A 20,566-nucleotide genomic window follows, 5' to 3' on the forward strand; every position below is an offset into this window, starting at 1 on the left:
CGGCCCGTTCACGCCGTGGGCAGCCAGCCCACCTTCCCCGCCAGCAGCGCGTACCCCACGAAAGCCCCGATGTCGAGCAGTGAGTGGGCCACCACCAGGGGGCCGACCCGCCCCCAGCGCCGGTACAGGTAGACGAAGACCACGCCCATCACCATGTTGCCGAAGAACCCGCCGATGCCCTGGTACAGGTGGTAGGAGCCGCGCAGCACCGAGCTGGCCACCAGGGCCGTGCCGGGGGTCCAGCCCAACTGGCCCAGCCGGCGCAGCAGATAGCCGACGACGATGACCTCTTCGAGGACGGCGTTCTGCACCGCCGACAGGATCAGAACGGGGAACTTCCACCACACGTTCGGCAGCGCCTCGGGCACCACCGTCAGATTGGCGCCCAGCCCTCGGGCTGCCAGGTAGAAGGCGATGCCCGTGGAGCCGATCACCGCCGCGATCGCCGCCCCGCGCCCGAGGTCCGGCCACGGCCTCCTGCGGTCGAAGCCGAGCGCGCGCAGCGACGCGCCCTCCCGCAGCAGGAAGTGCGCGACCAGCGCCACCGGGACCAGCGCGGTGGCGATCCCGAAGAGCTGCCACGCGAGATCGAGCCAGGGGCGGCCGGGCGCGGCCGAGGCGTTCATGGTGGCCGCCTGGTCCTTGAGCCCGCCGGGTTTGGTGACCGACCCGACAAAGCTGATCAGCGCGGAGACCCCGCTCGCCCCGAGCGAGAGCCCCAGCACCAGCAGCGTCTCAGCACGGAAAATCCGTCGTGTCGGTCCTTCCGCCGTAAAGGAATCGGCCACCGACCCTGCCTCCACCCGCACTCCGCCTCCAGTTGAGCGATCCCGCCTCGTCCCCATCTTCTGCCATACGGCTGTGTACGGGCGCGGGGCTCAACAGGGAGGGGCTGCTCGTCAGGGGAGACGGACCGAGGTGACCGTGCGGCCGGTCAGCCGGCCGCACGGGATCACTCACCTCACGCCCGCCGGTTCCGGTAACCCGACCGGCCAGGTGTGGACCGGCTCTCCGGCGTGCATCAGCTCGCGGTACCGCACGGTCGTCGCGGCCAGGGCGGCGTCCCGGTCGAGCCCCCGCTCCAGGGCCCGGTGGAACATGGCGGCCTGCCAGCTCGCACCGTTGACCCGCCGCCGGCACCGCTCCTCGATCACTCCCAGGTAGAAGTCCCGGTCGGCGGGTTCGACTCCCCACGCGTCCAGTCCCGCCTCGGCGAGCGGCAGCAGTTCGTCGCGCACCAGGTCCACGGCCGCCACCTCGGTGGTCCCGCCGTACCGGCCTCGCTTCGGCCACTGCAGGCGTGCTTCGATGCCATGGCGGCAGGCCGCGTCGAAGTTGGCGGCGGCGGCCTCGAACGGCAGGCGTGTCCACACCGGCCGCGTTTCCTCGGCGAGGGCGCGGACCACGCCGTAGTAGAAGGCCGCGTTGGCGATCACATCGGTGACGGTGGGTCCGGCCGGCAGCACCCGGTTCTCCACCCGCAGATGCGGGACGCCGTCCGCGATGCCGTAGACGGGTCGGTTCCAGCGATAGATGGTGCCGTTGTGCAGGACCAGTTCCGAGAGCTTCGGGACGCCTCCCTCGTCCAGGACTCGCAGCGGTTCCTCTTCGTCGCAGATCGGCAGCAGCGCCGGGAAGTAGCGCAGGTTCTCCTCGAACAGGTCCTGGGCCGAGGTGATCCAGCGCTCCCCGAACCAGGTCCGCGGCCGCACACCCTGCGCCTGGAGTTCCGGCGGCCGGGTGTCGGTGGACTGCTGGAACAACGGCGGCCGGGACTCGCGCCACAGCTCACGTCCGAACAGGAACGGAGAGTTGGCGCCGAGCGCGACCTGCACCGCCGCGACCGCCTGGGCCGCGTTCCACAGGTCCGCGAAGCGGTTCGGGGTGACCTGGAGGTGCAGCTGGACCGAGGTGCAGGCGGCCTCGGGCGTGATCGACCGCGCGCTGCACTCGAGCCGTTCGACGCCCTCGATGTCGAGCCGGAAGTCCTCGCCCCGCGCGGCCACGATCTGGTCGTTGAGCAGGGTGTAGCGGTCGACCGCGGAGAGGTTCGAGGAGACCAGGTCGTCGCGGTCGAGCGTCGGAAGGATGCCGATCATCAGGATCGAGGCATCCAACTCGTTCGCTTTCCGGTCCGCATAGGCGAGCGAGATCCGCAGCTCCTCGGCGAGCCGGTCGAAAACCCGGCCTCCCAACCTGTGTGGAGCTATGTTGACCTCGAGGTTGAACATGGCGAGTTCTGTTTGGAAATCTCGGCTCGCAATCCTTTCCAGAACCTGGGCGTTCATCATTCTCGGAGTCCCGTCCTGCCCGACGAGATTCAACTCGATCTCCAGGCCCATCAGGTTCTTGGGGCGATCGAACCGCTTCTCCTCCAGCAGTCGCGCGAGTCCCGTCAGGCACTGCCTGAGCTTGTCGCGGTAGTGCTGGCGATCGGACAGGTCGAACGGCCCTGCCACGACCTTCTCTCCCATCGAAGCGTCCCTCCTGAGATGGGCAGGCCGACGTTACGGCCGCTGCTGTCCCGGGTCACGGGGGATGATGCCCAGGCAACGCGATCGATAACGTCCCTGTTGCGACCGTCACCCGCTACGCTGGAGGCGGCGCACGGCCGGGCACATTCACGAGGCATGGAGCAGGACGCAGTTTCACGGTGCAACCGTGTCGTGAAAAACGCCGACGAGAATCAGCCGACCGCTACGGACAAGTATTCCGAGGTCGCCGCGCTGACGCCTGCGCAGGATCGGGACGAACCCCGCTTATCGCCGACCGGATATCACCTTGCCGACATAAGCGCGTCGTTCCGATGAAACAGCGCATGAACACGTGTCGTATAAACTTTGCGCACGGGGCAGAGAGTTGGCGCTCACGGTTCGGGCCCTGTCGTCAAAGCGCCGCCATTCGTCCGGGCTCGGTTACCCCCTTCCCTCCCTCTGACCCCGAGAGCAGACAGCGCCGTCCGCCCGCCCACCACGCCCTCGCGCCACCTTTGCCTGTCGAATGAGAGGCGACCCACCATGCAGCTGCATGTCCCTCAGGCTCCCGCGCCCGCTCTCCGCTCCGTCCTCACGGCACTCGGTTCCCCCACCGCGGTCCGGGAGGCTCCCACTCCCTCCCTGCGCACGGCCCAGGGACCCGCGACCCCCGAACTTCCGCTGCCCGTCCATGTCCTGGACCGGATCACCCCGGCCGGCGCGGCCACCCGGCTCGCCGGGTGGCGATTCCTCATCCGCTCCGGGGGCCGCGCCGTGGCCGCCGCCGAGACCATGCTGACGCCCGACGGCTGGGCCTTCTCGCACTTCTTCGAGGGCCCGTACGTCGCCGCCACCGAGCGCGCCGTGCTCCAGGCGGAAACCTCGCTGACCGAGCCCTACCAGGCCCGGCTGCTGTCCGTGCCGGAGCTGTACATGCTCACCCTGTGGCTGCACGGCGACTGCACCGCCGACGGCGCGACGGGCCACCCCGCCGCGAACGACCTCCTGGTGCCGCTCGCCCCCGCGCCGCCCGGCATCGCGGCGCACCGCCCGCACCGCGTCGCCGACCTCCTGCCGATCCTGACCCTCCGGATCACCCGCACCCCGCTGCTCGGCCAGCCGGCATAGCTTCCGGGTCTCCTCTCACCGTGCCCTGCGGCCGTCTCCGGCCGCGGGGCACGTCGCATGTTCGGGCCGTCGAACGGCTCCCGTCCCCTTCGCTCGTTCGTGCCCGATCACGCTCGTACGAGGGACGACGTGCGGGTCGGCCCGTACTGACTAGCCCCTTCCGGCCACCCCGAACCATCCGAAGTGACCCTGCGGTCGGGCTGAACCGTCCGGGCGGGGGACGCGTCATGAACCTGTGAGGAGCGGTGCTGCGAAATCCCTGCGGATCGACGCCCGTGGGGCAACACTGGGTTCCTGACCGACGTATCACCGACGGGGGGCGGCGATGAGCGACACCACGAGCCGCAGGACAGACACGACAGCCATCTCACACATACCGACAGAGCGAGAGATCCCCACCACCATGTGCCAGCACCAGCCACCGTGCCCGACCGCCGAATCCGCCGACCGGGAGTCCGCCCGTCTCGTGGCGCACCACCCGGAGCAGGGATGGAGCCTGCTGTGCAACGGCGTGCTCCTTTTCGAGGACACCGGTGAGCTTCTGCCGGACGGCCAGATCATCGCCCCGCACCGCCCGCTGGGCACCGACCAGGTGATGACAGCCGCCTGAGCGCGCACCAGGGCATCCGCTGCCCTGACACACGAGGGGCCGGCCGGAGACACATGCTCCGCACCGGCCCCGACGCATGTCCGAGGGTGATCAGTCCTCGTAGGCGTCCAGCGGCGGACAGGAGCAGACCAGGTTCCGGTCACCGAAGGCCTGGTCGATGCGGCGCACCGGCGGCCAGTACTTGTCCGCGGTCGACACACCGGCCGGGAAGACGGCCTCCTCACGCGTGTAGGCGTGCTTCCACTCCCCGCCCAGCGCCGCCGCCGTGTGCGGCGCGTTGCTCAACGGGTTGTCCTCCGCCGGCCACTCGGCCGAGCCGACCTTCTCGATCTCCGCACGGATCGCGATCATCGCGTCGCAGAACCGGTCCAGCTCGGCCAGGTCCTCGGACTCGGTGGGCTCGATCATCAGCGTGCCGGCCACCGGGAACGACATCGTCGGCGCGTGGAAGCCGTAGTCGATGAGCCGCTTGGCGACGTCGTCCACGGTCACACCGGTCGCCTTGGTCAGCGGCCGCAGGTCGATGATGCACTCGTGCGCGACCAGGCCTCCGGGGCCGGTGTAGAGGACCGGGTAGTGCGGCTCCAGACGCTTGGCGATGTAGTTCGCGGACAGCACGGCCACCTGCGTGGCGCGCTTGAGGCCCTCGCCGCCCATCAGCCGGACGTACGCCCAGGAGATCGGAAGGATGCCCGCGGAGCCCCACGGGGCGGCCGAGATCGGGCCCACGCCCGTCTGCGGACCGGCCTCGGGCTGCATCGGGTGGTTCGGCAGATACGGCGCCAGGTGCTCGCGGACCGCCACCGGGCCGACGCCCGGGCCACCGCCGCCGTGCGGGATGCAGAACGTCTTGTGCAGGTTCAGGTGCGAGACGTCGCCGCCGAAGTGGCCCGGCTTGGCGAGGCCGACCAGCGCGTTGAGGTTGGCTCCGTCGACGTAGACCTGCCCGCCCGCCTCGTGCACGGCCGCGCAGATGTCGGCGACGTGCTCCTCGAACACGCCGTGCGTGGACGGGTACGTGATCATCAGCACCGACAGCTCGTCGCGGTACTGCTCGATCTTGGCCCGCAGGTCCTCCACGTCGATCTCGCCGTCCTCGGCGGTCTTCACCACGACGACCTTCATCCCGGCCATGACGGCGCTGGCGGCGTTGGTGCCGTGCGCGGAGGACGGGATGAGGCAGACGGTGCGCCGGTCGTCGCCGTTGGCGCGGTGGTAGCCGCGCACGGCCAGCAGACCTGCCAGCTCGCCCTGGGAGCCGGCGTTGGGCTGGAGGGAGACCTTGTCGTAGCCGGTGACCTCGGCGAGACGCTCCTCCAGCTCGCGGATGAGCGTGAGGTAGCCCTGGGCCTGCTCGGCGGGCGCGAACGGGTGCAGCTGGCCGAACTCGGGCCAGGTGACCGGCTCCATCTCCGTGGTTGCGTTGAGCTTCATGGTGCAGGAGCCCAGCGGGATCATGCCCCGGTCGAGCGCGTAGTCGCGGTCGGCCAGCCTGCGCAGGTAGCGCAGCATCGCGGTCTCGGAGCGGTGCTGGTGGAAGACCGGGTGGGTGAGGTAGTCGTCGCTGCGCAGCAGGGCCTGCGGGAGCGCGTCCTCGATGGTGGCGTCCAGCGCGTCGATGTCGCCCCCGACGCCGAACGCGGTCCACACCGCGCGCAGCTGGGCCCGGCCCGTGGTCTCGTCGCAGGCGGCCGAGACGTGGTCGGCGTCGACGAGGCGCAGGTTGACGCCGTTCTCCCGGGCGGCGGCGACGACCTCGGCGGCCCGCCCCGGAACCCGGGCGGTCACGGTGTCGAAGTAGGCGCCGTGGACGACCTCGACCCCGCCGGCCGTCAGGCCCGCGGCGAGGACCGCCGTGTACCGGTGGGTGCGCCGGGCGATGTTCCGCAGGCCCTCGGGCCCGTGGTACACGGCGTACATCCCGGCCATCACGGCGAGCAGCACCTGAGCGGTGCAGATGTTGCTGGTCGCCTTCTCGCGGCGGATGTGCTGCTCGCGCGTCTGCAGGGCGAGCCGGTACGCCTTGTGGCCGTCGGCGTCCACGGAGACTCCCACGAGCCTGCCGGGCAGGCTGCGGGCGAACTTCTCGTTCACCGCCATGTAGCCCGCGTGCGGGCCGCCGAAGCCCATCGGGACGCCGAAGCGCTGGGTGGTCCCGACGGCGATGTCGGCGCCGAGCTCGCCGGGCGACTTCAGCAGGGTCAGCGCGAGCAGGTCGGCGGCGACGGTGACGAGGGCGCCCAGCTGGTGGGCCTGGTCGATGAGGGGCTTGATGTCGCGTACGGCACCGGAGGCGCCCGGGTACTGGATCAGTACGCCGTTGATCTCCCGCTCGGCGACCTCGGCCGGGATGCCGGCGCTGAGGTCGGCGACGACGACCTCGACACCGGTGGGCTCGGCGCGGGTCTGGATCACGGCGATGGTCTGCGGCAGCGCGTCCGCGTCGACCAGGAACAGGCCCTTCTTGTTCTTGCCCATGCGCCGGGACAGCGCCATGGCCTCGGCGGCGGCGGTGCCCTCGTCGAGCAGGGAGGCGCCGGAGGTCGGCAGGCCGGTGAGGTCGGCCACCATGGTCTGGAAGTTGAGCAGGGCCTCCAGCCGGCCCTGGGAGATCTCCGGCTGGTAGGGCGTGTACGCGGTGTACCAGGCGGGGTTCTCCATCACGTTCCGAAGGATCACCGGGGGCGTGAAGGTCCCGTAGTAGCCGAGACCGATCATGGAGTCCAGGACCTGGTTGCGGTCGGCGAGGGAGCGCAGCTCGGCCAGCACCTCGGACTCGGTGCGCGCGCCCGGCAGGTCGAGGGCGTCGGCGTTCTTGATCACATCGGGCACCGCGGCGGCGGTCAGCTCGTCGAGCGAGCCGTAGCCGACATGCGCGAGCATCTTGGCCCGCGCCTCCGGGTCGGGCCCGATGTGGCGGTGCTCGAACGGAGTGCCCTGTTCGAGCTCGGAGAGCGGAATGCGCTGGGCGGTCATTGCGGAGGCCTCCTGGTCTGACGCGACCTTTGAGGGGCACCACGGCGCGGGTACCCCGACGGCCTCCCCCTCTGTCATCTCGACCTGAGAGCTTCACCGGTCCGCCCGAAGGCTCGCCGGCTTTCACCGTCGGTGAGAGCGGAAGCCGTCGACACCCGCCCTGCTTTCCAGAGTGACCTCGTCCGTGCGGTACCTGGGCCTGAGAGATTCCGGGGAGGATTTGCTCCTTCGGCGCCTCCGGATCGCTCCGGAGGACTCTCCCGCACGGGGTCAACGGCCGCTTGCCAGACTACCAGCGAGGACGAGTCGGCAGCCTGCGCGGGAATCTTCAAGTGGCCGCCTTCCCGAATGTGCTCTTTCGTAGTGCTTACGGATGGGTTGCGACCAGTTGGAGGGACCGTGCAGACCGACATCGATCCGCGGAATCTGATCGGCCGCAAGGCGTTCGACCGCAATGGCCACAAGATCGGCACGATCGACGAGGTGTACCTCGACGACGCGACGGGTGTACCGGAGTGGGCGGCGATACGGACCGGCCTGTTCGGCAGGGACGCGTTCGTCCCCCTGGAGCCCAGCGAGCTGGTCGAGGGCGCGCTGTACGTCCCCTTCGAACGCGCCCTGATCAAGGAGGCCCCCGACTTCGGCGTCGGCCGCCACCTGTCCCCCGAACAGGAACTGCAGCTCTACCACCACTACGGCCTGGACGTCTCGGCACCGCCGCCGCCGGACCGTGACTTCGGCCGTTTGGCGGGGTCGGACGAGGCGTGATGCGTCGGGGGCAGACTTCCGTGCCTGCTCGCCGGTGTCAGGCGCCCGTGCCCGTGGGGGCCGGACGCTCCGCGATCTCGGGGACGTCGAGCACCAGGGGCAGCGGGTCCGCCGGCTCCAGCTGAGGGTCGTCGACGCTGAACGTGCGGACCCGGCCCGGCCCCGACTGCGGTGTCTCGAACCGCACGGTCACCCTGCCCAGCCCGCTGCCCTGCACCCATCCCGGCCCGTACTCGCCATGACGGACGTCGTGCCCCGCGAGCCAGACCCGCTCGGGTGGCGCCGCCTGCTCTTCGGCAAGGGGCTCCTCCGCCTCCGGCCGCTCCTCCGCCGTGGCCTCCCCCGCCGCCAGGTGGGCCTGCGCGAACAGGTCCTCCTGTGTGTAGTCGGCGAGTCCGCTGACCCCCACCCCCAGCAGCCGCACCCCGCCGGTCGTGTCCACGGGCTCCAGCAGCCGCGCCGCCGCCTCCCGCACCACCGCCTGATCGTCCGTGGGCCCCCTCAGGGTCTCGGACCGGGTCAGGGTGGAGAAGTCGTACCTCCGCACCTTCAGCACGATGGTCCGCCCCGACAACCCGGCGTCCCGCAGTCTGCGCACACACCGGTCCGCCAGCCGCTGCACCTCCAGGCCGATCCGCAGCCGGTCGTGGATGTCGACGTCGTACGTGTCCTCGACGGACACCGACTTGGCCTCCCGCTCGGCCACCACCGGCCGCTCGTCGTGCGCCAGTGCCATCGCGTACAGCGCCTGCCCGTGCGCCTTGCCGAGCAGCCGTACGAGCTCGTCCTCGCCCGCCTCGGCGATCTCGTCGATCGTGGTGATCCCGGCCCGCCGCAGATGGTCACCGGTCGCCGGACCGACCCCCGGGAGCGTGCGCACCGGCATCGGACCGAGCAGTGCGCGCTCGGTACCCGGTCGTATCAGCGTCAAGCCGTCCGGCTTGGCCTGCTCCGAGGCGATCTTGGCGAGCATCTTGGAGGCGGCGAGCCCCACGGACCCCGTCAGCCCGGTGACGGCCCGGATGTCCGCGCGCAGCTTCACACCGACCCGTCGCGCCGACTCCTCGTCCCAGGCTGCTCCCCCGGCCTCCAGATCCACGAACGCCTCGTCCAGGCTCAACGGCTCCACCAGCGGCGACAGGCCCCGCAGCAGGGACATCACCTGCTCGCTGATCCTGCGGTAGATCCCGAAGCGCGGCACCAGATACGCGGCGTTGGGCGCGAGCCGGCGTGCCTGGGCCATCGGCATCGCCGAGTGCACCCCGAAGACGCGCGCCTCGTACGACGCCGTGGCCACCACTCCGCGCGGCCCCAGCCCGCCCACGATCACGGCCTTCCCGCGCAGGCTCGGCTTGGCTGCCTGCTCCACCGAGGCGTAGAAGGCATCCATGTCGAGGTGCAGGATGGTCGGCGCGGTTCTCACATCTCCGATGCTGCCCTACACCACTGACAGTGCGGCCCCGCCGCGGCCGGCCTCTCAGACGGCCCGGTTGCGCCGCCGCGCCAGCTCGTCCGCCGGGTTGTGGCCCACGATCGTCTCGCCCGTGTCGACACGTTCACCGTGCAACTGCGACAGCGCGTTCTCCACGTCCCGCCACACGACGCCCACGGCGATGCCGAAGATGCCCTGCCCGCCCTGGAGCAGGGCGTGGACCTCGTCCGGGGACGTGCACTCGTAGACCGTCGCGCCGTCGCTCATCAGCGTCATCCGCTCCAGGTCACGGAAACCCCGCTCCCTGAGGTGCTGGACCGCGGTTCGGATGTTCTGCAGGGACACTCCGGTGTCGAGGAAACGCTTGACGATCTTCAGGACGACGACGTCGCGGAAGCTGTACAGCCGCTGCGTCCCCGATCCGTAGGCGGGGCGCACGCTAGGTTCGACCAGACCCGTCCTGGCCCAGTAGTCCAGCTGCCGGTAGGTGATGCCCGCGGCGGCGCACGCCGTGGGGCCGCGATAGCCGATGTCCTCGGAAGCCGCCCCTCCGCCGCCCGGCACGGGCGTCGGCCGCTGAGGGGCGGAGCCGGCCGCGTTGCCGTGAAGCCGGTACGGACCGCTCTCCCCCAGACTGCGTCCAGGGGCACCCCCAGCCGTACCGCCGCCGCTGCTTCTCACGCCGACCTCCGTCCTTGACCTGCCTTCTCGACGGTAGGCAGTCACCACGGGTGCGTCAACGATCGCCACACTCGGCACGCCGAGTGATAATCACCCTAGGAGTGGTTTCCCGTGCCCTTCCGCGGGGAAAGGCTAGCCGAATGCTCTAGCGCGGCCCTTGATGGCCGCGGCCCCGGCCGCCCGCCTCTCTGTCGTATCGCCCGACGGCCGGACGTGTCCCGGCTCCCCGCACACACGGCCGTGTCCTGGGCCGTCCTCTCAGCGCAGTGCGCCGCCCCGCACCGGGGTCGGCATGCTCCGGCCCGTGCCCGGCAAAGGGATGCCGCAGACACAAGACGGGCAAGCCGCCGCGGGCGCCGCGTCGCCCGTCGGCCCGAGACCCCTCAGGGACCGTCACTGGCTGCTGGTCCCGAAGTCCTCCGGTGAGATCTGGTCGAGGAACTCGCGGAACTTCTCGACCTCGTCCTCCTGCTCGTCCGGGATGGCGATCCCCGCGTCGTCCAGCACGCCGTCACTGCCGTAGATCGGCGTGCCGGTGCGCAGCGCGAGCGCTATGGCGTCGGACGGGCGGGCGCTCACCTCGACACCGCTGGCGAAGACCAGCTCCGCGTAGAAGACGCCTTCACGCAGATCCGTGATGCGCACTTCCGTGAGCTCCTGCCCGACGGCCTCCAGCACGTCCTTGAACAGGTCGTGCGTCAGAGGTCGCGCGGGGGCCATGCCCTGCTGGGCGAACGCGATGGCCGTCGCCTCCCCGGGGCCGATCCAGATGGGGAGGTAGCGGTCGCCTCCCACTTCACGCAGGAGCACGATCGGCTGGTTGGAGGGCATCTCGACCCGGACACCTACGACATCGAGCTCGTTCACACAGCAACCCTAGGCCGTGCCCGGGATGTTTGGGTAGTCGGGCACAGAACGCCTGGCCGATCCGCCCATGGCGAACGCCCGGATCAGGGCAGCCGTACGCCCAGCGCGGACTGCACCAGCGCCGCGTGCAGTTTCACCGCGAGCCCCGCGAGCTCCTTCGTACGGGCCTCGGCATGCGCCCTGGTCTGTGGATTGCGGTGGCGGCGCAGCGGGGCCACCACCTGGTCCACCAAGCCGGCCTCGCGGTCCGCGGCGGCCTTCACCGCGCGAAGATGGCGTGGCTCGATGCCGTGCCGGCCCAGTTCCACCACGAGAGTGGCCACGGTGATCGCCTCGGCGTCATACGTGCCGTCCGGCAGCGGCGCGAGCAGCCCGTACGACTCCCACTCCTGAAGCTGCTCGGCACCGATCCCGGCGGCCGTCAGCAGCTCCTCGCGGCCGATCCGGGCGGGCGCGGGGCAGTCGGGCTCGCCCAGGAGGTCTCCGAGCAGCTCGCCCTCGGCGGTCTCCCCCGGCCGGCCCAGGGGCGGCAGCCGCACCTCATCGCCCCGCTCCAGGGCGTCCAGGTGCTCGCGGATCACCTTCAGCGGCAGATAGTGGTCCCGCTGCATCCTCAGCACCTGGCCGAGCCGCTCGACGTCACGCGCGCTGAACTTCCGGTACCCCGAAGGGGTCCGCTGCGGCTCGATGAGCCCCTCGGACTCCAGGAAACGGATCTTGGAGATGGTGACTTCGGGGAACTCCTCGCGCAGCACGTTCAGCACCGTGCCGATGCTCATCAGCCGGCCGTCCGCGGCGGCGGTGCCGCTGTCGGCACCGCCGCTCGGTGTGTGAAGCATGGACCCTTCCCCGCGCGGGTCAGATGCCCCGCTGGTTCGCGTAGAAGACCAGCCTGTACTTGCCGATCTGCACCTCGTCGCCGTTGTGCAGCGCGACCTGGTCGATGCGCTCCCTGTTGACGTACGTGCCGTTGAGGCTGCCGACGTCGGCGACCGTGAACATGCCGTCCGGGCCCCGGCGGAACTCGACGTGGCGGCGCGAGACGGTCACGTCGTCCAGGAAGATGTCGCTCTGCGGATGGCGCCCCGCCGTGGTCAGGTCGCTGTCCAGCAGGAAGCGACTGCCCGAGTTCGGGCCCCGGCGCACCACCAGGAGAGCCGAGCCGAACGGCAGCGCCTCCACGGCCGCCTGCGCCTCGGGCGACAGCGTCGGCACCGGCGTCTGGCCGGTGGCCTCCGCGTCGTAGGCCTCCAGGCCCGAGATGGAGATCGTGGACGTCGTCTCCGACGCACGCTCCGGGACCGCCCCGGCCCGCAGCGGCGCACCGCAGTTGGAGCAGAAGCGGCTGTTCTCCGCGTTGCGGTGACCACACCGCGTACACACCAGGGCCGACATGTCCCGGAAACCTATGCCGCCGGACGCGGCAGGGTCAACAGACGGCGCGCCCTGACCTCCGGAAATGTGACCACCCGGACCACCGACCTGATCGCGGAACAGCGGCCGCTGGCCCTCCGCGTCTCCCGGCTGTGCGCGATGGCGGGCAGTCGCGTTGTCGCTGCCCTCTCGCGCGCTCTTGCCGAACAACTTCGCAAACAACTTCACGGGCGATTCCCCTTGACCGAAACAGACCCGCCCGTGGGGCAGGACGAACCCTGATTGCATACACCGGCCGACCCGGACATCCTCACAACGTCCGTTTCCACCAGACAGTTTCCACCACGCACCACCCAATCGATGCGCCGACCCCCCGCAACCTCATGCCCCTGCCGGACGGCCTCCATGCACCCCCGGTTCACTGGGAGGACGACCGAGCGTAGTCAGGCCGCTTCGCCGCTCGCAAGGCGTCCACGATGATCTTCGTGGAACGCTCCACGGTGATCGTGGCCTGCTCCTTCTCGAGAGTCTGCACCACGCCTCCGGGGATGTTGAGCGCCGGTTCGAGGTCCTGCGGTTTGCCGATGACCTTGAAACGATAGGGCTGGGTGATCTTGTTCCCGTCCACACTGACACCTTTCCCGGCGTCCGCCAGGTAGGTGCCGGCGACGACCCGTACGCCGTTCACCTCTATCGCCTCCGCGCCGGCCGCGCGCAGCTCCTGGATCGCGTCGAGCAACATGTCCGCCTGGACCGTCCCCTTCGTGTCCTGGATCGTCATCGTGATCCCGGGCCCCTCGGCGGTCACCGTGCCCGCAAGAATGCCGAGTTGCTTCTCCTTCTCGGCGGTCTGCTTGCGGGCCTCCTCGGCCCGGTCCGAGCTGTTCTCCAACTCGGCCCGCTGATCCTCGAGACCCTGCTTCTCGTCCTGAAGACGCTGCGTACGGTCGTCGAGTTCATCGAGGATGCGCACAAGATCCTCTTGGCGCGCGCCGCGCAGGGCACTGCTGCCGTCGCTGTTGGAGGCGACCTGGACGGCCAGGCCGAAGCCGAGGCCGAACAGCAGCACGGCCACGATGAGTTGGGCACGGCTGACGCGCGGCGGCCACAGTCCCTGCACGAGACGCTGACGGCCGGTCATCCCGGTGGCCTGCTCGTCGTCCGTCGTCCCCGACCTCTCGGGGGCCGCGGCCGGCACCTCCTCGGGCAGTTCCCTGCGCAGCCGGTGCTCGGAGGTCTGCGCCGGCTCGGTCGCCTCGCCCCCGTTCTTGTTCTCGTTCTCGTCGCTCATCGGCCTCACGCCCGGAACACATGCCGGCGGATCGCCGCCGCGTTGGAGAAGATGCGGATGCCGAGGACGACCACCACACCGGTGGACAGCTGCGCGCCGACGCCCAACTTGTCGCCCAGGAACACGATCAGCGCCGCCACCACCACGTTGGACAGGAACGACACCACGAAGACCTTGTCGTCGAAGATGCCGTCGAGCATGGCCCGCAGACCACCGAACACGGCGTCGAGCGCCGCCACGACGGCGATCGGAAGGTAAGGTTCGACGACCGCCGGGACCTCCGGCCGGACCAACAGGCCGACCACCACTCCGACGACGAGGCCCAGTACCGCGATCACGATGTGCCCTTCTCTGTACTCGGTTGTGCTGTTCGTACGATCACACTGGGGGCGGCGGGCAGCCGGAGGTCACTCTCGGTGGAGATGCCGGTCCGGATCCCGTAGTTCTCCTGCAGCGCGTGCAGGTAGAGCCCGTCGGCGCTGTTCTGGAACCGCGTGCTGAGCCGTTGCCCGTCCCCCACCGCGAGCACCGTGTACGGCGGCACCAGCGGCCTGTTGTCCACCAGTATCGCGTCACCCGCGGCCCTGATCGCCGACAGGGCCGTCAACCGCTGCCCGTTGATCGCGATCGCCTCGGCGCCCGACTCCCACAGACCGTTGACGACGCGCTGCATGTCCCGGTCGCGTACGCGACCGGTGTCGGAGAACCCCGAGGTCTCACGCGGGTTGCCTTCGCCACCCGTAGTGGCTTCCTTGGCGTCGTCCACGACGAGCTTCACCCCAGGTCCGTGCACCGCGACGGCTCCCGAGAGAATCCCGACCAGGTCGGCCGCGTCTCCGCCCCCGTCCTGTCGCAGGGCCGCGCGCTGCCGTGCGCTCACGTCGTCGCGCAGCTTGTCGACCTTGCCCTCGAGCTTGTCCGCGGCGGCGGTCTCCCGCTGGATGCGGTCGATGAGTTCCTGACGCTCCTTGGCGACCGTCGGCGCGGCGATCCGCGCCTGCGCGGCGCCCACGGTCACCACCAGGGCGGCGAGCACGAGACCCGCCGCGAGACCTAGCCTGGCCCGCACCGTCCTGGGCATGCCCGCAGCGCCCTCGGCTCTCTTCCGCGCGGCGGCCTCGGCGTATCCCTCGTCGAGGCTGTGGTCCATGACGTTGGTGAGCAACGACATGGAGGCGTCCGGGCGCGAGGAGCGCGTCGATGTGCTCCGAACGGGGGGCGGCTGCGGCATGCCGCACATCGTCGCACGTCGCGCGCGCTACCTCCGAATGGCCCCACACGCGTGCCGGACAGGCCCCCCTTGCGGGACACTTGTCCGGCACGCGACGTGCCGCGTGTTTTACCGTCCGGCGCTGTCCACGACGGTGGACCACTCGTCCAGCAGGGCCTGCGCGGAGGCGTCGTCGGGCCCTTCGGCCCACAGGTGGGTGACCGCCTCGGCCGGGTCCGGCAGCACCAGCACCCAGCGCCCGTCGGTCTCCACGACCCTCACGCCGTCGGTCGTGTCCACGAACCGGTCGCCCGCGGCCTCCACGACCCGGCGCATCACCAGTCCCTTGACGGCCCACGGAGTCGCGAGATCGCGCTTGAGGACGTGCGCCCGCGGAATCCGCGCGTCGATCTGGCTGAGAGTGAGCTGGGTCCGCGCCACCAGCCCGATCAGCCGTACGAACGCCGCCGTGCCGTCGAAGACGCTGCTGAACTCCGGCACGATGAACCCGCCACGGCCGTCGCCGCCGAAGATCGTCGACTCGTCGCGGCCCACGCGTGTGAGGTCGTCGGGCGAGGTGGTCGTCCACTCGACCTGCGTCCCGTGGTACGCCGCCACCTGCTCGGCGATCCTCGTCGTCGTCACCGGCAGCGCCACCCGCCCGCTGCGCCGCTCCGCGGCCACGAGATCGAGCATCACCAGCAGCGCCCGGTCGTCCTCGACGATGCGCCCCTTCTCGTCGACGAGCGACAGCCTCTCACCGACGGGGTCGAACCTGACGCCGAACGCGGCCCCCGACGACGCGACGATCTCACCGAGCCGCACCAGCCCCGCCCGCCGCGCTTCCGCGGACTCGGTGGGCCGGGACTCGTCCAGTCCGGGGTTGATCGTCAGGGAGTCCACGCCGAGCTTGCCGAGCAGGCTGGGGAGAACCAGCCCAGCGCTGCCGTTCGAGGCATCCACCACGACCTTGAGGCCCGACTCGGCGATCCCCGTGGTGTCGACGCTCCGCAACAGCGAACCGGTGTACGAGTCGAAGACGCTGGACGGGAAGTACAGGTCCCCGATCTCACCCGGGAAGGCCCGCCGGTACTCCTGCCGCGCGAACACCCGGTCCAGTTTGCGCTGACCGGCCTGGGACAGGTCGGCGCCCTGCCCGTCGAAGAACATGATGTCGACGGAGTCCGGCACGCCGGGCGACGTCCGGATCATGATGCCGCCGGCGCTGCCTCGCGCGGTCTGCTGCCGCGCCACGGGCAGCGGCACGTTCTCCAGGTCCCGTACGTCGATGGCGCTGGCCTGGAGCGCCGAGATGACCGCGCGCTTCAGCGCACGCGCGCCACGGGAGTGGTCACGTGCCGTGGTGACCGTCGAACCCTTCTTGAGGGTGGTGGCATACGCGCCGGCCAGCCGTACGGCCAGCTCCGGTGTGATCTCCACGTTCAGGATGCCGGACACACCGCGGGCTCCGAAGAGGTGTGCCTGTCCGCGGGACTCCCAGATGACCGAGGTGTTGACGAAGGCACCGGCCTCGATGGTCTTGAACGGGTACACCCGTACGTTGCCCTGGACGATGGACTCCTCGCCGATGAGGCACTCATCGCCGATCACCGCGCCGTCCTCGATCCGGGCCGCCCGCATGATGTCGGTGTTCTTGCCGACCACACAGCCACGCAGATTGCTGTGCTGGCCGATGTACACGTTGTCGTGGACGACGGCCTTGTGCAGGAACGCCCCGCTCTTCACCACCACGTTCGAGCCGACGACGGTGTGTTCCCGTATTTCGGCCCCGGCCTCCACCTTGGCGTAGTCACCGATGTAGAGCGGCCCCCGCAGCACGGCGTCGGGGTGTACCTCCGCGCCCTCCGCGACCCAGACGCCCGGGGAGATCTCGAAGCCGTCGATCTCTACGTCGACCTTGCCCTCCAGGACGTCGGCCTGCGCCTTCACATAGCTCTCGTGGGTGCCGACGTCCTCCCAGTAGCCCTCGGCGACATAGCCGTAGATCGGCTTGCCCTCCTTCATGAGCTGTGGGAAGACATCGCCGGACCAGTCGACCGGAACGTCGGGGTCGACGTAGTCGAACACCTCGGGCTCCATCACGTAGATGCCCGTGTTCACGGTGTCGGAGAAGACCTGGCCCCACGTCGGCTTCTCCAGGAAGCGCTCGACCTTTCCCTCGTCGTCGACGATGGTGATGCCGAATTCCAGCGGATTGGGTACACGCGTCAGACAGACGGTGACCAGGGCGCCCTTTTCCTTGTGGAAATTGATCAGATCGGTGAGGTCGAAGTCGGTCAGGGCATCACCGGAGATCACCAGGAACGCGTCGTCCTTGAGTGCTTCCTCGGCGTTCTTGACGCTCCCGGCGGTACCGAGTGGCTTCTCCTCGTTGGCATATGTGAGCTCCATACCGAGCTCTTCGCCGTCACCGAAATAGTTCTTGACGAGTGAGGCCAGGAACTGCACGGTTACGACGGTCTCGTTGAGCCCATGCCTTTTGAGCAGCCGCAGCACGTGCTCCATGATCGGCCGGTTGGCCACCGGCAGGAGCGGCTTGGGCATGCTCGAGGTCATGGGGCGAAGGCGCGTGCCTTCGCCTCCGGCCATCACGACGGCCTTCATGTCGGAAGCGTCCTCCTCCAAGAGACGACGGTCCAGCCGACTTCACCCGTCTAGATTGTCCCGCAGTTTCCCTGGGCGGGCCATCGAGCCGCGCGCGGCGGGCAATCAGTGGGCTGAATCGGCCACGGCGTCCGCCCTGACAAGTCGGCGGACTTGGACCACGTAGAGGACTCCTGCCCACCAGTAGAGCGTTGTACCCCATCCGGCGAACGCCCATCCGAAAATAGCAGCGAGTGACGCGATCCATCCACTTCCGTCACTGAGCAGCAGCAGCGGGAAGGCGTACATCAGGTTGAAGGTGGCGGCCTTCCCGAGGAAGTTCACCTGAGGCGGCGGATAGCCGTGACGCCTGAGGATGCCCACCATCACCAACAGAACCAACTCTCGCGCCACGAGTACACCGGTCAGCCAGAGAGGCAGAATGCCGCGCCAGGTGAGACCGAGCAGGGTCGAGGCGATGTAGAGCCGGTCGGCGGCGGGGTCGAGGAGCCGGCCGAGGCTGCTGATCTGGTTCCAGCGCCGGGCGAGCTTGCCGTCGAGATAGTCGCTGACGCCACTCAGCACCAGCACCAGCAGGGCCCAGCCGTCGCTCTTCGGCCCGCCGAACTCGGGCCTGAGGATCAGCCACAGGAAGACGGGCACGCCGACCAGCCGCGCCATGCTGAGGATGTTCGGGATGGTGAGGACGCGGTCCGTCTGGACACGGGTCTCCTGGACCTCCACCCGGGGGCCTCCTGCGGGAACGAACCAACGATGCTCCCTGACCTTACCCGGCGGGTTCGCGCCGGGGTGCGGAGGGGTTCGCTTGCGGCCCTGCCCAGGGGCAGGCCTGGAACGCAGAAAACCCCCGTGCCGAATAGCACGGGGGTTTTCTCAAGAATTGTTCGGCGGTGTCCTACTCTCCCACAGGGTCCCCCCTGCAGTACCATCGGCGCTGTAAGGCTTAGCTTCCGGGTTCGGAATGTAACCGGGCGTTTCCCTCACGCTATGACCACCGAAACACTATGAAACTGACAACCCGGCCGCCGTGACAATCACGGCGGGGTTGTTCGTGGTTTCAGAACCAACACAGTGGACGCGAGCAACTGAGGACAAGCCCTCGGCCTATTAGTACCAGTCACCTCCACCCGTTACCGGGCTTCCAGACCTGGCCTATCAACCCAGTCGTCTACTGGGAGCCTTACCCCATCAAGTGGGTGGGAGTCCTCATCTCGAAGCAGGCTTCCCGCTTAGATGCTTTCAGCGGTTATCCCTCCCGAACGTAGCCAACCAGCCATGCCCTTGGCAGAACAACTGGCACACCAGAGGTTCGTCCGTCCCGGTCCTCTCGTACTAGGGACAGCCCTTCTCAAGACTCCTACGCGCACAGCGGATAGGGACCGAACTGTCTCACGACGTTCTAAACCCAGCTCGCGTACCGCTTTAATGGGCGAACAGCCCAACCCTTGGGACCGACTCCAGCCCCAGGATGCGACGAGCCGACATCGAGGTGCCAAACCATCCCGTCGATATGGACTCTTGGGGAAGATCAGCCTGTTATCCCCGGGGTACCTTTTATCCGTTGAGCGACGGCGCTTCCACAAGCCACCGCCGGATCACTAGTCCCGACTTTCGTCCCTGCTCGACCCGTCGGTCTCACAGTCAAGCTCCCTTGTGCACTTACACTCAACACCTGATTGCCAACCAGGCTGAGGGAACCTTTGGGCGCCTCCGTTACCCTTTAGGAGGCAACCGCCCCAGTTAAACTACCCATCAGACACTGTCCCCGATCCGGATCACGGACCCGGGTTAGACATCCAGCACGACCAGACTGGTATTTCAACGACGACTCCACCCGAACTGGCGTCCAGGCTTCACAGTCTCCCAGCTATCCTACACAAGCCGAACCGAACACCAATATCAAACTGTAGTAAAGGTCCCGGGGTCTTTCCGTCCTGCTGCGCGAAACGAGCATCTTTACTCGTAGTGCAATTTCACCGGGCCTATGGTTGAGACAGTCGAGAAGTCGTTACGCCATTCGTGCAGGTCGGAACTTACCCGACAAGGAATTTCGCTACCTTAGGATGGTTATAGTTACCACCGCCGTTTACTGGCGCTTAAGTTCTCAGCTTCGCCCACCCGAAAGTGAGCTAACCGGTCCCCTTAACGTTCCAGCACCGGGCAGGCGTCAGTCCGTATACATCGCCTTACGGCTTCGCACGGACCTGTGTTTTTAGTAAACAGTCGCTTCTCGCTGGTCTCTGCGGCCACCCCCAGCTCAGGAAGCAAGTTCCCTCACCAGACGTGGCCCCCCTTCTCCCGAAGTTACGGGGGCATTTTGCCGAATTCCTTAACCATAGTTCACCCGAACGCCTCGGTATTCTCTACCTGACCACCTGAGTCGGTTTAGGGTACGGGCCGCCATGAAACTCGCTAGAGGCTTTTCTCGACAGCATAGGATCATCCACTTCACCACAATCGGCTCGGCATCAGGTCTCAGCCACAAGGTGTGCGGATTTGCCTACACACCGGCCTACACCCTTACCCCGGGACAACCACCGCCCGGGATGGACTACCTTCCTGCGTCACCCCATCACTCACCTACTAACCGCTTGGTCCGGCGGCTCCACCACTCCCCTCAACTCCGAAGAGATCAGGGCGGCTTCACGGCCTTAGCATCACGATGCTCGATGTTTGACGCTTCACAGCGGGTACCGGAATATCAACCGGTTATCCATCGACTACGCCTGTCGGCCTCGCCTTAGGTCCCGACTTACCCTGGGCAGATCAGCTTGACCCAGGAACCCTTGGTCAATCGGCGCACACGTTTCTCACGTGTGAATCGCTACTCATGCCTGCATTCTCACTCGTCAACCGTCCACAACTACCTTCCGGCGCTGCTTCACCCGGCAGACGACGCTCCCCTACCCATCACAGCCTCCGTTGGGAGTACATGCTGCAATGACACGACTTCGGCGGTACGCTTGAGCCCCGCTACATTGTCGGCGCGGAATCACTAGACCAGTGAGCTATTACGCACTCTTTCAAGGGTGGCTGCTTCTAAGCCAACCTCCTGGTTGTCTGTGCGACTCCACATCCTTTCCCACTTAGCGTACGCTTAGGGGCCTTAGTCGATGCTCTGGGCTGTTTC

Annotated in this window: 16 protein-coding genes, 2 rRNA genes and 1 riboswitch (1 of these 19 running past the window's edge); of the genes, 3 read left to right on the top strand and 15 right to left on the bottom strand. The window is 68.4% G+C overall.

Annotated elements, in window-relative coordinates; translation table 11 throughout:
- Window positions 1-8: 8 nt before the first annotated feature.
- Window positions 9-809, bottom strand: a complete 801-nt coding sequence (locus N8I84_RS07460; protein WP_263228819.1) for a CPBP family intramembrane glutamic endopeptidase — start codon at window positions 807-809, stop codon at window positions 9-11.
- 147 nt (window positions 810-956) lie between these two features.
- Window positions 957-2,474: a glutamate-cysteine ligase family protein gene (locus N8I84_RS07465; RefSeq protein ID WP_263228820.1), complete on the bottom strand. Its 1,518-nt coding sequence runs from the start codon at window positions 2,472-2,474 to the stop codon at window positions 957-959.
- A gap of 543 nt (window positions 2,475-3,017) precedes the next feature.
- Between N8I84_RS07465 and N8I84_RS07470 the strand changes: the two genes are divergently transcribed.
- Together N8I84_RS07470 and N8I84_RS07475 are read left to right on the top strand one after the other, a co-directional pair.
- Window positions 3,018-3,602, top strand: coding sequence for a hypothetical protein (locus tag N8I84_RS07470; RefSeq protein WP_200423536.1), 585 nt, complete (start codon window positions 3,018-3,020; stop codon window positions 3,600-3,602).
- A 403-nt stretch (window positions 3,603-4,005) separates the two neighbouring features.
- Window positions 4,006-4,212: a DUF5999 family protein gene (locus tag N8I84_RS07475; protein ID WP_103840200.1), complete on the top strand. Its 207-nt coding sequence runs from the start codon at window positions 4,006-4,008 to the stop codon at window positions 4,210-4,212.
- A gap of 90 nt (window positions 4,213-4,302) precedes the next feature.
- On the opposite strand, the gene gcvP is transcribed toward N8I84_RS07475, so the two are convergent.
- Window positions 4,303-7,188, bottom strand: coding sequence for an aminomethyl-transferring glycine dehydrogenase (gene gcvP, locus N8I84_RS07480; protein WP_263228822.1), 2,886 nt, complete (start codon window positions 7,186-7,188; stop codon window positions 4,303-4,305).
- Window positions 7,189-7,365: 177 nt separating this feature from the next.
- A riboswitch (glycine riboswitch) is annotated at window positions 7,366-7,461 on the bottom strand.
- 126 nt (window positions 7,462-7,587) lie between these two features.
- On the opposite strand from gcvP, the gene N8I84_RS07485 reads away from it, so the two are divergent.
- Entirely contained in the window at window positions 7,588-7,956 is a 369-nt protein-coding gene (locus N8I84_RS07485; RefSeq protein ID WP_263228823.1) for a PRC-barrel domain-containing protein, read from the top strand.
- Between the two features lie 37 nt (window positions 7,957-7,993).
- Here the strand turns inward: N8I84_RS07485 and N8I84_RS07490 are convergent, their stop codons facing one another.
- The 12 genes from N8I84_RS07490 to N8I84_RS07545 all read right to left on the bottom strand — a co-directional run.
- Complete coding sequence (locus N8I84_RS07490) at window positions 7,994-9,379, bottom strand: DNA polymerase IV (RefSeq protein ID WP_263228824.1); 1,386 nt, start codon at window positions 9,377-9,379, stop codon at window positions 7,994-7,996.
- A 54-nt stretch (window positions 9,380-9,433) separates the two neighbouring features.
- Window positions 9,434-10,069: a MerR family transcriptional regulator gene (locus N8I84_RS07495; protein WP_200423541.1), complete on the bottom strand. Its 636-nt coding sequence runs from the start codon at window positions 10,067-10,069 to the stop codon at window positions 9,434-9,436.
- A gap of 393 nt (window positions 10,070-10,462) precedes the next feature.
- A complete protein-coding gene (locus N8I84_RS07500) occupies window positions 10,463-10,936 on the bottom strand; it encodes a bifunctional nuclease family protein (RefSeq protein ID WP_004002801.1) in 474 nt (157 codons plus the stop codon).
- Between the two features lie 83 nt (window positions 10,937-11,019).
- A complete protein-coding gene (gene ftsR / locus N8I84_RS07505) occupies window positions 11,020-11,775 on the bottom strand; it encodes a transcriptional regulator FtsR (RefSeq protein WP_263228825.1) in 756 nt (251 codons plus the stop codon).
- A 19-nt stretch (window positions 11,776-11,794) separates the two neighbouring features.
- Complete coding sequence (locus N8I84_RS07510) at window positions 11,795-12,667, bottom strand: zinc-ribbon and FHA domain-containing protein (RefSeq protein ID WP_263228826.1); 873 nt, start codon at window positions 12,665-12,667, stop codon at window positions 11,795-11,797.
- A gap of 61 nt (window positions 12,668-12,728) precedes the next feature.
- Complete coding sequence (locus N8I84_RS07515; protein WP_263228827.1) at window positions 12,729-13,601, bottom strand: DUF881 domain-containing protein; 873 nt, start codon at window positions 13,599-13,601, stop codon at window positions 12,729-12,731.
- Window positions 13,602-13,606: 5 nt separating this feature from the next.
- Entirely contained in the window at window positions 13,607-13,939 is a 333-nt protein-coding gene (locus tag N8I84_RS07520; protein ID WP_019708255.1) for a small basic family protein, read from the bottom strand.
- A complete protein-coding gene (locus N8I84_RS07525) occupies window positions 13,936-14,772 on the bottom strand; it encodes a DUF881 domain-containing protein (RefSeq protein WP_263234689.1) in 837 nt (278 codons plus the stop codon). Before N8I84_RS07525 ends, N8I84_RS07520 begins: the two co-directional genes overlap by 4 nt.
- A 168-nt stretch (window positions 14,773-14,940) precedes the next feature.
- Window positions 14,941-17,436, bottom strand: coding sequence for a mannose-1-phosphate guanyltransferase (locus tag N8I84_RS07530; RefSeq protein WP_263228828.1), 2,496 nt, complete (start codon window positions 17,434-17,436; stop codon window positions 14,941-14,943).
- Window positions 17,437-17,541: 105 nt separating this feature from the next.
- The gene (locus N8I84_RS07535) at window positions 17,542-18,159 is read right to left on the bottom strand and encodes a CDP-alcohol phosphatidyltransferase family protein (protein WP_200423546.1); all 618 of its coding nucleotides are present in this window, start codon (window positions 18,157-18,159) and stop codon (window positions 17,542-17,544) included.
- A gap of 159 nt (window positions 18,160-18,318) precedes the next feature.
- Window positions 18,319-18,435, bottom strand: a 5S ribosomal RNA gene (gene rrf / locus N8I84_RS07540).
- A gap of 88 nt (window positions 18,436-18,523) precedes the next feature.
- A 23S ribosomal RNA gene (locus tag N8I84_RS07545) occupies window positions 18,524-20,566 on the bottom strand (it continues 1,078 nt past the right edge of the window).

It is taken from the genome of Streptomyces cynarae (assembly GCF_025642135.1).
Taxonomy (GTDB): Bacteria; Actinomycetota; Actinomycetes; order Streptomycetales; family Streptomycetaceae; genus Streptomyces; species Streptomyces cynarae.